The 12322-nt window shown below is 58.5% G+C and carries 10 protein-coding genes; 9 read left to right on the top strand and 1 reads right to left on the bottom strand.

Translation table 11 applies throughout. From position 1 onward, the window contains the following. The first annotated feature begins 56 nt into the window (after positions 1 to 56). The 6 genes from tssI to AC1RTP_RS27470 all read left to right on the top strand — a co-directional run bounded on the left by tssI (position 57) and on the right by AC1RTP_RS27470 (position 9154). A complete protein-coding gene (tssI, locus tag AC1RTP_RS27495; RefSeq protein ID WP_498611827.1) occupies positions 57 to 2495 on the top strand; it encodes a type VI secretion system tip protein TssI/VgrG in 2439 nt (812 codons plus the stop codon). Positions 2496 to 2497: 2 nt separating this feature from the next. Beyond that, on the top strand, positions 2498 to 3319 hold the full coding sequence (locus tag AC1RTP_RS27490; protein WP_498611826.1) for a DcrB-related protein: 822 nt from the start codon (positions 2498 to 2500) through the stop codon (positions 3317 to 3319). Between the two features lie 3 nt (positions 3320 to 3322). Beyond that, complete coding sequence (locus AC1RTP_RS27485) at positions 3323 to 4582, top strand: PAAR domain-containing protein (RefSeq protein ID WP_498611825.1); 1260 nt, start codon at positions 3323 to 3325, stop codon at positions 4580 to 4582. Beyond that, on the top strand, positions 4579 to 5043 hold the full coding sequence (locus AC1RTP_RS27480; RefSeq protein WP_498611824.1) for a hypothetical protein: 465 nt from the start codon (positions 4579 to 4581) through the stop codon (positions 5041 to 5043). The genes AC1RTP_RS27485 and AC1RTP_RS27480 overlap by 4 nt, the downstream gene beginning before the upstream one ends. A gap of 198 nt (positions 5044 to 5241) precedes the next feature. Beyond that, positions 5242 to 5721 carry a tetratricopeptide repeat protein gene (locus tag AC1RTP_RS27475; protein WP_498611823.1) on the top strand — a complete coding sequence of 160 codons (480 nt, stop codon included), beginning with the start codon at positions 5242 to 5244 and terminating at the stop codon, positions 5719 to 5721. A gap of 136 nt (positions 5722 to 5857) precedes the next feature. Then, a complete protein-coding gene (locus tag AC1RTP_RS27470) occupies positions 5858 to 9154 on the top strand; it encodes a sensor domain-containing protein (protein ID WP_498611822.1) in 3297 nt (1098 codons plus the stop codon). Here AC1RTP_RS27470 and xth read toward each other — a convergent pair. Continuing rightward, positions 9151 to 9915, bottom strand: a complete 765-nt coding sequence (gene xth, locus AC1RTP_RS27465) for an exodeoxyribonuclease III (protein ID WP_498611821.1) — start codon at positions 9913 to 9915, stop codon at positions 9151 to 9153. The two genes, AC1RTP_RS27470 and xth, sit on opposite strands and share 4 nt — an antisense overlap. A 336-nt stretch (positions 9916 to 10251) precedes the next feature. Here xth and AC1RTP_RS27460 point away from each other — a divergent pair, with 336 nt between their 5' ends. Genes AC1RTP_RS27460 through AC1RTP_RS27450 form a run of 3 tightly spaced genes read left to right on the top strand, consistent with a single transcriptional unit; the run spans position 10252 to position 11535 of the window. Continuing rightward, positions 10252 to 10713 (top strand): hypothetical protein, encoded by a 462-nt coding sequence (locus AC1RTP_RS27460; RefSeq protein ID WP_498611820.1) that lies wholly within the window; start codon positions 10252 to 10254, stop codon positions 10711 to 10713. Further along, a complete protein-coding gene (locus tag AC1RTP_RS27455) occupies positions 10673 to 11074 on the top strand; it encodes a helix-turn-helix transcriptional regulator (RefSeq protein WP_498611819.1) in 402 nt (133 codons plus the stop codon). Before AC1RTP_RS27460 ends, AC1RTP_RS27455 begins: the two co-directional genes overlap by 41 nt. Next, positions 11071 to 11535, top strand: a complete 465-nt coding sequence (locus AC1RTP_RS27450; protein WP_498611818.1) for a DUF6941 family protein — start codon at positions 11071 to 11073, stop codon at positions 11533 to 11535. Before AC1RTP_RS27455 ends, AC1RTP_RS27450 begins: the two co-directional genes overlap by 4 nt. Positions 11536 to 12322 lie beyond the last annotated feature (787 nt).

The raw sequence follows: 12322 nt of genomic DNA, 5'->3' as shown, positions 1-12322 counted from the left end.
GTCCGCGAGTTTGCTTATTTGATAAGTTTACTTGTGATTCGATAGGAGTTGCCCGAATGTCGTTTGGACCGTTGGATGGCAGGACCGCGCTCGCCGCGCCGCTGGCAGGCGAGTCGCTGGGCGTATCGCCCCTTGTCGGCAAATTGGCCGACACCGCATTACCCGCCGCAAGCGACCTGGCCGCAGGAGCGCTCGCCAAAGAGCTGCCGCCGCATACCGCCCCGCTCGCGCAGCGCGGCGCATCGGCCGCTGCCGACGCCATGATGTCGGCAGCGCATTCCAGCGCGCCAACAGGCGCTACCGCATCCCCAGCGTTGGCATCGCCCGCAGCGCCCCCGCCAGCACCGGCCGCAGCGCTCAGCGCCGCAGCCGGCGAAGCTGTTCAGGGCGCAGCCGTGCAAGCCCTGCACATCGAGGAACACCCGCTGGCCGGCATGGCCATCAGCGACTTCATGTCGCCCGCGCCGGAATTCGCCCCCGCCGTGATCGAGCCTCGCCAAGCTGAAATGCAGCAGGCATCGGGCAGCTCGCCCTTTAGCGCCTTCCACGAAGGCAGCCGCCTGCTGCGTTTCTATTCGCCGCTGGAAGGCGAGAAAGCCTTGCTGGCCGAATCCGTGACCGGCGGTTCCTCACTTTCGGCGCCATACAATTTCACGCTTCGCCTGCTGTCGAAGAGTGCCGATATCGACCTGCAGGACCTGCTGGGCAAGAACGTCAGCGTCGGCGTGCGGTTGGCCGACGGCAGCGAGCAATACATCAACGGCTACGTCAACGTCTTCGGATTTACCCATTCCGACGGCGGCTTTGCCTTCTACCATGCCGAAATCGTCCCCTGGCTGGCCTTCCTGCAGCATCGCACCAACTCGCGCATCTTCCAGGATGCCAGCGTGCTTGACGTGCTGCGGCAGGTCTTCACCGACGGCTACGGAACGCTGGCCGCCTACGAATTCAGGACCGGGAAAACCTATCTGCCCGAGAATTACATCGTCCAGTACGGCGAGAGCGACGAACACTTTGCCAGCCGGCTGATGGAAAAATACGGCCTGTTCTACTACTTCGAACACAGCGAAGCGGGCCACACAATGGTGATCAGCGACGATTCGCGCGACAGTGCATTCTGCCCGCCGCAAAAGGCGCATGCGGAAGTTGAATTCAACGGTGGAAACCGCTGGCGCAACCGCGATGTCGTGACGGCCTTCACTGCACGCCGCGTCCTGCAGCCAACCAAGGTCGCCCTGAACACCTTCGATTTCAAGTCGCCCAACACTGTGCAGTACGTTGAACTGCCCACAGCCGCACGCCAGGGAGATGTACCCACGCTGGAAATCTACGACGGCAATCCTGCGTTCTCGTACAAGGACCGCGACAGCGGCGAGCGCGAAGCACAGCTACGCATGGAGGCGATGGAATGGCAGGCCAAGCTATTCGCCGGCGAATCCGATTGCCGCGGACTGTTGCCGGGCCATACCTTCAAACTGCTTGGACACCACTGGTTCGACGTCACGGACGAGAAGGACAACGACTTTCTGGTCATCGGCGTGCAGCTAGATTGCCGAAACAACTTCTTCGCCAGCGACCAGGAAGACGTGTACCGCAACAGCTTTACCGCGATACGCCGCAAGATCCCATATCGTCCGCTGCGCGCCCACCAGCAGCCGCGCATGCCGGGCCCCCAGACCGCGACGGTGGTCGGCCCCAAAGGTCAGGAAATCCACACCGACCAGTTTGGACGCATCAAGGTGCAGTTCCATTGGGACCGTTACGGCCGGCGCGACGAGTCGGCATCCTGCTGGATCCGCGTCTCGCAGCCGTGGGCAGGCAAGGGCTGGGGCACGGTTTCCATTCCCCGCATCGGCCAGGAAGTGCTGATCGACTACCTGGAAGGCGATCCCGACCGCCCCGTCTGTACCGGGCGCCTGTTCAACGCCGACCAGCCGGCGCCTTACGCGCTGCCGGAAGGCGCCCACATGATGGGGTTCAAGAGCCGCTCCACGCCGGGCGGCGGCGGTTTCAGCGAGATGGTGATCCACGACGCCAAGGGCAAGGAGCTTATCAACATTCACGCACAGAAGGACATGGTGACGACCGTGCAGAACGAGCACGCTACCACGGTGAATGGCCCCAGCCAGACCAACACCGTCACCAACGGCTTCCATGCCAGCACCGTCAAGCAGCAGATCGAAATGACATCGCAGACAGGGCATATCGGCCTGACCGCGAACAAGCATTTCGCCGCCACGGCGGAAACCGAACATGCCGCCATCACGGCCAAGAAGCATATTGCGCTGACTGCGGAAACCGAGCATATCGTCATGACGGCGCAAAAGGCCCTCGAAGCCACGTCGAACACGGAGCACATCTACCTCAAGGCCAACACCCACATCACGCTGGAAGTAGGCGCCAGCAAGATCGAGTTGCGTCAGGACGGCACCATCACCATCAAGGGCGTCCACGTGGACGTGATCGGAAGCGACCGCATTGACCTGAATAAATGACCATGGAAACCACGCACTACGAGGCACACCACGCCACATTCTCTTTGCCGGAGCAACTGCGCGACCGCACCATGCACATGTTCGTGCTGAAGGACGACGGCCCGAACGATTTCAGTTTCGTCGTTTCCTACGCGGACACACAGGGCGAAGAAGACCTGGCCGAATTCGGCGATCGCCTGATCAAGGAAATGTCGCGCGCCTTGCCCAAGTTCCTGCTGCGCGGCATGCAGGAACGGCGGCTGGACGGCTCGCCCGCCATCGAGCTGACCTACAGTTGGCGCAATAACGGCATCTTCATGCACCAGCGCCAGGTTGTCGTGCTGGTGCAGGGCGGCATGCCCGGCAGCAAACAGGCCATGCTGCTGGCAGGCACCTGTCCGAATGGCTTCAGCGAAGAATGGCTGGAAGCCTTCGACAATATCCTGGCGAGTGTCAAGCTGCGTCGCCCGCTGGACGCGCATGCGCAGCTGCCCAATCCGCAGCGTCCGGAACTGCCGTTTGTATTTGCTTTGTCTGAACGCCGCCGCCTGCTGCACGCCTTCCCCGACCGCGAAACGGCATGCCGCCGGACCGACCCCCGGGAGGTCGAGCGCAGCACCTGGGAGTTCTTCGACGCCCTGGGCCAGCCGTTGCAGCCGCGCTTCACTTCGCCTAATGCGGAATGGCTGTACGGCCAGCCCGGCAGCTACGTGCTGGAAGCGGTGCGCGGCAACGAGCCCCCGCCGCTGGCTGCACGCCTGCACTTGGCCAGCGCACTGGAGCCGCACGAAGGCGTCCCTCTCACGGACCTGGCGGCAGTGCGCACCCTGTTGGATCTGGGCTAAGCAATGGCATTCGCTGCAAGGCTGAACGACCCAATCGGGCATAGCCCCACCATGAGCTGGCTGCTGGCCGGCCTGCTGGCAGCTGCCGCCATTGCTGTCGCCGCCGTGGCGATTGTCGGCACGGGCGGCCTGGCTGCCGTCGCCATCGTCGGCGGCGCCGCTGCAGCCGGGGCGGGATTGGGCGAAGTGATGAGCACCATGAGCTGGGCGCCGAAGGAAGTGGTGGGCAAGATTGTCGGCGCCTGCTCGCCGACGGTCTTTATCAACGCCATCGCCGCCGCACGCGCCCACGTCGACATGACGGAATGCGAGAAGCACTCAGGCTCCAAGCCGATCGCCACCGGCAGCGGCAAGGTCTTCATCAACAGCATGCCCGCCGCGCGGGTGGATGACAAGACCACCTGCAGCGCCACCATTACCGAAGGCTCGAAGAATGTGAACATCGGCGGCGAAACCGTGCAGACCGATGAAATTGCACCGGAAGACCTGGTGCCGGGCTGGGTGCACGTCACGCTGCTGGTGGTGGGTATCGGATCGGCCATCGTGCTGGGCGGCCCTTTGCTGGCGGCAGGAGGCCTGATCGGCGGCTTCGCCGGAGGCCTGGGAGGAAACTGGCTGGGTGGGAAAATTTTCGGCGAAGGATCGGATGGGCAGAAGTGGTCCATGCTGGGCGGCAGCTTCCTCGGCGGCTGGTTTGGCGTTAAAGGTGCGAAAATATGGACCGCACCGCGCCCCAGCATCAGCATTTACGGTTTTCGTGGCGCTGGCACGCCGAAAGACCTGCTTGGACCGAATCCACCACACCCTTATCGTGTAACAGGCCACGTCGGTTATTCGCTAGATAATGGCAAAACAATTTATGGCTTCGGTCCCCATGTTGAGGAAGGAACGATATTCGATGCTGTGCAGTCGCTGCGCGATGGTAAAGCTTATCCTGGAAAGATTACCGATGATACTTTCGTCTTTGAATCGGTAGCGGATATCCCTGGCATAGGCCGTGGTGGCCAGCCACAGGTGGTCTATGAACAGCGCATACCAGTGAGCCGTGCTCAATATGAGCAAATCCTGGCGGAGCATAATGCGCGTGGCGTGGACGTGCCGATGAATGGTGTGCTATACAGCTTCCCTGGCAAGAATGAGGGCGCATACAATTGCGCGACTTACCCAAGTCGGTTTGGAGTTCCAATTCCGGAGAAATCCGGTGTGATGAAGGACTATATGGTGGAACTGGAAAAACTTGGCAAACCATGGAAACCGCAATGAACGAGTCCAAAGTATTTTTGTCGGAGCAAGGCCTGCGCTGCGATGCTGTGCTGCTGGAGGTGACTGCTGCTCCGGAGCCGCAGCATCGGCTGGCGCAAGTAATCGAAGTGTTCTCGGCGTCCCATGGCGCGAGCCGCGATATGCCGGGAAATGAAATCAGATTCGTTCACGCACCCAGTACTTGGGGAAACGTTCCCATCAAAGTTGGTGATATTGCATTAGTGTTCCTGCGTTCAATCAGGGGGACGCTTTATGAATGCGCTTGGAACGGCCATTTCCTCCTTGAAGTTCATAATGGTCAGCGATTCATTGTTTATGAATTTCCGCAACTTTGGCTTAATGATGAAGTCCCCCTATCACTTCGTGAGCATATTCGCGAAGACCCGCAGCGCCCTCAGGTGAGCTTGGTACAGCTTGCGTCATTGATCCGCTATTTGCAAAGCCTGCGGGAGGCTGGGTGAAGGGATTTCTGGAGGAACAGATGGCGCTCCATGATGCCGTGATGCTTCATGTTCTTGGAATCTGTCAACCCCAGCACCTGCGTGCACGGGTTGATGCAGTCTACTCAACAGAATGCACGCGACAGGACCCATTGCGTTCAAAAAATGCAGCGCGATCCGATTGCAGCCGTTGGTCGAATACATTCAGCAGGAGCGTTGATGAACAAAGAAAAACTGGACCTGGGGCCGATCTGTATGCGTGCCCGCAGCTACGCCGCGCGCGGACATGTCGACGATGCGCTGGATTTGTATGGTGATGTACTGAAAGTCGATCCGGAATTTTCTCTCGCTTACGCTGATCGGGGAACCGTATTGGCCATGTCGAAACAGTTTGAGCCGGCGATGCGGGATCTGGAACGCGCATTTTCCCTCGGCTACTCGGACGCGTCAGCCTTTAGTACTGCGGGCACCATTTGCATGGAGAACGGTAGCTTCGAAAGATCGCTTACGTATTTTGGACGGGCGCTTCAGCTGAGCCCGAACTACCCGTTTACTTATTTCAATCGAGCATCCGTTTACGCTGCCATGGGAAACGGCAAAGCCGCCATCGCAGACCTGGAGCAATGCTTGCGCTTAGGGCCGGAAGACGATTTCAAAGAGTTGATTTTGCAAAGGTTGGCAACGTTGCAGAAGGGGTAATCGTTTTACTGGAACTGCTGCACTGCGGTAAAAATTCATGTGTTTGTTGTAACGATGCCAGCAGCCCCGGGGCTTTTCTTTGAGTAGCCAGTTTTGTACGCTATGATCGACTGGATACCCGAAAGCCCAGGCGTTCATGAATTCTGTGTCAAGCAATGTTGAAGTTGTAGTCAATGCCCTGCAGTTGATCGGCATGCCCGCTTGCGCGTGCGATGCCGACGGCGTGGTATTCGCCTCCAATACAGAATTCGACGCTTTGCTGCAGTCCGACCCGCGCGGCCGCAACCTGGTGGAATTATTCGCGCGCCATGTCCGCGCTGAAGCCAGCGCGCAGCTGAACGCAGCCCTGGTGGTATCGGCAGCCTTGCCGAATATGGCTCCGCGCACCGCGCCCAAATGGGACAGCGTGCTGACGAATGCCAGCGGCAATTACGTCGCCGTGCAACTGACGGTTAAAGCACTGCCAGGCGGTCTCGATGGCGGCGCCACGATTATCTTCAATGACATCAGCAGCGCACAACGCGACCAACGCGCACTGCGCAAGGCCATGCTGGAGCAGCAAGCCATCCTGGAAAATGCGGCAGTCGGCATCATCCTCGCCAAGAATGGCTATGTCGTTGAATGCAATATGCGCGCCGCTGAAATGTTCGGATATGCACGGCATGAGCTGGAAGGTGCGCCGAGCGACATCCTGTATCCAACGCCGGACGAAGCGCTGCGCATCCGCAATGAGTACTTCCCGATCCTTGCGCAGGGCACGCCGCTGACGCTGGAACTGCAGTTGCGCCGGCGCGATGGAACGCTATTCTGGTGCCGCACCAACGGGCGCGCGCTGGACCCGACCGATGCGCGCGAAGGTACGGTCTTCATCCTGGAAGACATCAACGAACAGCGCATCGCCACTGAAGCCATGGGCCGCTTGCTGCTGGAGCAGAAAGCGATCCTGGATAACGCCTCGGTCGGCATCCTGTTCACCAAGAACCAGCAGATCCTGACCGTTAATCCGCGCATGGCTGAAATGTTCGGCTACGAAGAATCAGAATTGCGCGGCCGTCGCGCGGCGGAATTATTCGAGACGGCAGAGGAGTATGCCGAATTCGGGCGCCTCGCCTCGCCATTGCTTGGCGCCGGCGAGTTGTTCGAAATGCGCGAGTGCCAGCTGGTGCGCAAGGATGGCGTGAAGATCTGGTGCCGCGTGCGCGCGGAAGCGGTAGACCAGGTCCACAACGATGGCGGCACCATCTGGATCCTGGAAGACGTTACGGTGTCGCGGGAAGTGCAGATGGAAGTCGAGGCCATCATGACCAATGCCTCGATCTCCATCCTGTTCACGAAGAACCGCGTCGTCACGCGCTATAACCGCGGTTTTGCCGAAATGTTCCGCTACGACGGCGACGAAGGCCTGGGCATGCCCGGCCGCGCCATCTATCCCGACGACGAAACCTATGCGCGTGTCGGCGCCATGGCCGGCCCGCTACTCAGCGTCGGCAAGCCATTCCATTCCGAGACGCTGATGCGCCGCAAGGACGGCAGCGATTTCTGGGCGCAGTTGATCGGCTACGTTGTGAATCCGGACGACCCGACCCAGGGCACGATCTGGATCATCGAGGACCGCACCGCGCAAAAGCAGGACGAGGAATCGCTGCGCAATGCGCTGCTGGAAAACCAGGCGATCCTGGACAGCGCGGTGATGGGGATATCCGTTTGCGAGAAAGGCCGCAACCTGCGCTGCAACGCCAAGATGGAAGAACTGTTTGGCTACGGGCCGGGCGAAATGGCCGGCGTCAGCGTGCAAACTTTCTACCCCGACCTGGCCGCATGGGATGGCGCGCGCAAGGCGACCGAAAAAGAATTCCTGGCCGGCCACGCCAGCTCCTACGAATACCAGCTGGTGCGCAAAGACGGCAGCAGCTTCTGGGCGCGCCTGTCCGGCCGTCCTTTCGACATGGCCGACCCCAAGGGACGCTCGGTATGGCTGATCGACGACGTGACCTCGCGCCGTGAAGCCGCTGAAGCCGTGCGCCGCGCGCGCGACGAACTCGAAGTACGCGTGCTGGAACGCACGGCCGAACTGGCGGGCGCCAATGCCCAGTTGCAGGCGGAGATTGTCGAGCGCCGCCAGGCGGAAGCCCGCGTGCACCACATGGCTTACCACGACAGCCTGACCGGGCTGCCGAACCGTGCGCTGCTGGCCGACCGCCTGGACCGCGCCATGCTGGCCGCGCAGCGCTCGGAACGCCGTCTTGCCGTCATGTTCATCGATCTTGACCGCTTCAAGACGATCAACGATTCGCTGGGCCACATGACCGGCGACGCCTTGCTGAAGGAAGTCGCGGGCCGCCTGGTTGGCGCCGTGCGCGCCAGCGATACGGTAGCGCGCCTGGGCGGCGATGAATTCGTGGTGCTGCTGCCTGGCATACACACCACGGAAGAATCGAGCCACGTCGCGCAGAAGATCATCGATACGCTGGCCGAACCATTCCCGCTGGAAGGGCGCCTGCTGCACATCACGCCATCGATCGGCATCTGTACCTATCCGGACGACGGCAATGACGTCGCCACCCTGATGCGCAACGCCGACGCGGCGATGTACCATGCCAAGGCTGCAGGCAGAAACAATTACCAGTACTTCAACGAAGAGATGAATATGGCGGCGGCCATGCATTTCGAAATGGAGAGCGCGCTGCGTTCCGCACTGCAGCTTGGCCAATTCGAATTGCACTACCAGCCGATCATGGACATCGCCACGCGCCGCCTGGCGACGCTGGAAGTACTGCTGCGCTGGCGCCGTCCGGCCGGCGGCCTGGTGATGCCGGACCAGTTCATCCCGCTGATCGAAGACAATGGCCTGATCGTGCCGATCGGCGAGTGGGTGCTGCGCCGCGCCTGCGAACAAAGCATGGAATGGCAGCGCCAGGGCATTGTCCCGGTGCCGATGGCGATCAACCTGTCGGCGCGCCAGTTCATGCACCGCGGCCTGGTCGACTCGATCCGCCGCACGCTGGAAGAAACGGGCATCGACCCGGCCCTGATTGAATTCGAGATCACTGAAACAGCGCTGATGCAGCACGGCGAACAGACGTTGGAAATCCTGGGGCAGATCAATGCGATGGGCATCCGCCTGTCGATCGACGATTTTGGTACCGGCTATTCCTCGCTGGCGTATTTGAAGCGCTTCCCGGTGCGCAAGATCAAGATCGACCGCGCTTTCATCAAGGACCTGGAAGAAAGCGCGGAAGACCGCGCCATCGTGGCCGCGATCGTCGCGCTGTCGGACAGCCTGCAGCTATCGGTGGTGGCGGAAGGTGTTGAGACGGAAGGGCAGTTCCAGCTGCTGCGTGAGCAAGGCTGTACTTATGCCCAGGGCTACCTGTTCTCGAAACCTGTGCTGGGCGTGCGTGCCCAGCTCATGATGGATAAAGCCGCGGCTTAAGCGCCCAGCGTTGCAATGACCGGGGCGTGGTCGGAAGGCTGCTGCCATTTGCGCGGTGCGCGGTCGATCACGCAGGAAACGCAGCGCTCCTTCAATGGCGCCGACAGCAGGACGTGGTCGATGCGCAGGCCCTTGTTCTTCTGGAAGCCCAGCATGCGGTAATCCCACCACGAGAAGCTCTTCTCCGCCTGTTCGAACAGGCGGAAGGAATCGTGCAGGCCCAGGTCGAACAGCGCTTGCAGTGCTGCGCGCTCTTTCTCGGAGCAGAAGATATCGCCTTCCATCGCAGGGTCGTGCGTGTCGCGCACATGCGGCACGATGTTATAGTCGCCCAGCACTGCGAGCTGGCTATTGCCCGCCAGTTCTTCGTCCAGCCAGTCGCGGAAAGCGGCCAGCCAGCCCAGTTTATAGGTGTACTTGTCCGAGTCCAGCGCCTGGCCATTCGGCACATAGGCATTGACCACGCGGATGCCGTTGATGGTGGCGGCCAGGATGCGCTGCTGCTCGTCCGGATACTTCGGGTTGTTCTTGACCACGTCTTCCATCGGGTGGCGCGACAGGATAGCCACGCCGTTGTAGGTTTTCTGGCCGTTGAACACGACCTGGTAACCCATTTCCTCGATTTCCTTGGCCGGGAACTTGTCGTCAGTAAGCTTGGTTTCCTGGATGCAGAGCACATCTACGGGGTTTTCTGCAAGCCATTTCGTAACGTGCGGCAAGCGAACATTCAATGAGTTAACATTCCAGGTGGCAAGCTTCATGTGATATGTAATTCCGTTTAAATTCAGTTGGTTGAGAGCTTGTCTTGAGGCTAAATCCTGTTTGGCTACCCGGCTGGCTACCCAGTTTTGGGGCGCTAGGCGTCACGACAAGTCTGTTGCGTCGGCGCCATAATACACGGTGTGCAAACCTTATCCTGATGTGGTGGCAAAGTGGCCATGCGATGCCGCCCAAGTGGAGCGCAATTTCGGTCGGGCATGATTGGTGATTATTGGTGAGAATTGCGTCATCGTCGAGAGTTATAATTGCTGAGTTTCATCTTTCCCTACAACTCTTGGCGCACGGCACTTGCTTGACCACATACCGAATGAGGTATAATGTATAAGTTAACGATCGAAGCAGAGGCTAAAAGAGACATCCAAAGCATGATTGCTCAGGGTGGTGACGCCAAGGCCTATGCTCTCCGAATCGTTGCGCTCTTGCAGGAGATTGCTAATTCGCAACCGCTTCTTGGCGAATTGCTTACGCAAAAGTTTGCAAACGATCAGTTCAATGTTGATAAGTTTATCGAGCTTTACGATGCCGGACTGAATGTCTGGCGTATTGCTCTTTTTAGGCTGGATGTCGACGTACAGCGCCGTGCACAAATTCCATATCGAGTACTTTATGGTTACGACCAGCCTTGCTTCACATTTAGGGTGTTAGGCATTCTTCCGCGCGATTTTAATTACGATCCCAATCATGAACTCTGCCAACGTATTCTTCGTAGCTACCACGAGCTTGGTTTGCCCCAATATCGTGTTTACCAACGTTCCACAAAGCGTAACACCACCCATTGAATCTCGCGTCGTAATTTCCACAAACACTCGATCCGCCGAGCAAGAGCAGGGTAATGATCTTGATAGCTTTGTCGCTTCGTTGGAAGCGGAGTTTGGTGTCGGTGCGGATCTGGCGGCAGCTCGCCAATGGGTGGCCGAAACTTACACGTCAGTTTTTTCGTCCTTGAAGCAGGCTCGACTTGCCCAGGGGTTGTCTCAGAAAGATTTGGCCGAAAAGGTTGGTTTGAAGCAGCCGAATATCAGCGCAATCGAGTCCGGCTTGCGCCGCCCGAGTTTTGACACTGCGAAGAAAATTGGGGATGTTTTGGGCCTGACCGCCGAACAGGTCTATGCAGCAATTACTAACCGAGACGCAGCATGAAAGAAATTATCCTTTTTGTGACTTATTGTGATGACGTTCGATTAGAAGTCGGCGGGAAACAGTCATTAATGGGTATTTATCATGGGGAGCTCGTTTCGCAGCAGCTCCCGGTCATTTTGCCAAAGCTGTGCGCCAGCGTCATGATTAACGTGCCGCCGCGTACCAAAGTCGAGTCACTGAGCGTACGGTGTGAGTTAAACGGGAACGTTTTAGGCGAAAGCATAGTTCCGCAGGGAGACATTCCTAATCTTCAGAAAACTCTCGACGACTGCGATGCCGACAAATGGCTTGCCTCGAATTTCACGTTTATGTTTGCTCCTGTACAGATAGATGGTCCTAGCAAACTGAGTGTAATCGCGACTGTCAACGGTGAATCGATTAAGGGCAATGCATTGGAAATTCGAGTGGCGAAGCCTGAAGAGAATATCTTCGGAGCACTTGGCTCGGTGGCCGTGCTATGACAAAAAAGCCAGCTAAGTTAGCTGGCTTTTTTATTGCGGGGAATCCTTGCGTTAATCATGGTAGAGCTAATGTAGAGGCTGTGCCGAACGTGTAGCGGGTCGTGCTCAATGAGGCCTGCTAGTTTCTGGACGCCAACTACATTTGGTGATGGCAGCCACCACGTTAAGTGGTGCTTCGAAAGGGTGTCTCATCAATGCAGCGCGTATGAATGTTTTGGTCCCAGTGCCAGGGGGCTGACGATGGCATGGCTGTGAGCGCGCACAAACGGCCATCAGCGGACCATCGAATGAGGTATATGGAGCACAACGTGAAATTATCGGTTCAAAAGAATTTCCTAATTGCGATATGCGGCTTGATGCTTCCCTTGGTGGCAAGCGCTTCCCGACCGTGTCCACCTGCCCCATGCGACGATGAAAATTCTTCGGCTTGCAAAGAGGCCACTGAATGGATAGCCGAAGGCATGATCACCGAAATTCGGTATAAGAATGTTCCAGCGTATCCACCGCTACCGAGCCTGCCCGGAGAACCAGATCCGCATTTTACGGTGCCAGCAGCAATTGTCTTCGCACCAGCTCGCGTCATTCAGGGTGATGTCCCAGCGGGTGAGGTGACCATTAAAATACCGAGCTATTGTTTTCGCGGACCACCGACACTGGACGATTTGCGACGAGCCTTGCCAGTCGTGGTACGAGTTGAGGCAGGAGTGCTTGTAACTTTTTCTACTGGAAAAAAACCGAACTATGTTCCGAAATAGAGGCTTGCTAACCGCATGACTCTTAACGGCCA

The sequence above is a fragment of the Pseudoduganella sp. GW821-FHT11H04 genome (assembly GCF_058807935.1).
The sequence above is the reverse complement of the archived record's forward strand: the minus strand, read 5'-3'. Positions and strand labels throughout refer to the sequence as shown.

What these genes read in the sequence shown, in the direction of transcription:
- tssI (WP_498611827.1), top strand. Translation starts at nt 57, where the DNA reads ATGTCGTTTGGACCGTTGGATGGCAGGACCGCGCTCGCCGCGCCGCTG.
- AC1RTP_RS27490 (WP_498611826.1), top strand. Translation starts at nt 2,498, where the DNA reads ATGGAAACCACGCACTACGAGGCACACCACGCCACATTCTCTTTGCCG.
- AC1RTP_RS27485 (WP_498611825.1), top strand. Translation starts at nt 3,323, where the DNA reads ATGGCATTCGCTGCAAGGCTGAACGACCCAATCGGGCATAGCCCCACC.
- AC1RTP_RS27480 (WP_498611824.1), top strand. Translation starts at nt 4,579, where the DNA reads ATGAACGAGTCCAAAGTATTTTTGTCGGAGCAAGGCCTGCGCTGCGAT.
- AC1RTP_RS27475 (WP_498611823.1), top strand. Translation starts at nt 5,242, where the DNA reads ATGAACAAAGAAAAACTGGACCTGGGGCCGATCTGTATGCGTGCCCGC.
- AC1RTP_RS27470 (WP_498611822.1), top strand. Translation starts at nt 5,858, where the DNA reads ATGAATTCTGTGTCAAGCAATGTTGAAGTTGTAGTCAATGCCCTGCAG.
- xth (WP_498611821.1), bottom strand. Translation starts at nt 9,915, where the DNA reads ATGAAGCTTGCCACCTGGAATGTTAACTCATTGAATGTTCGCTTGCCG.
- AC1RTP_RS27460 (WP_498611820.1), top strand. Translation starts at nt 10,252, where the DNA reads ATGTATAAGTTAACGATCGAAGCAGAGGCTAAAAGAGACATCCAAAGC.
- AC1RTP_RS27450 (WP_498611818.1), top strand. Translation starts at nt 11,071, where the DNA reads ATGAAAGAAATTATCCTTTTTGTGACTTATTGTGATGACGTTCGATTA.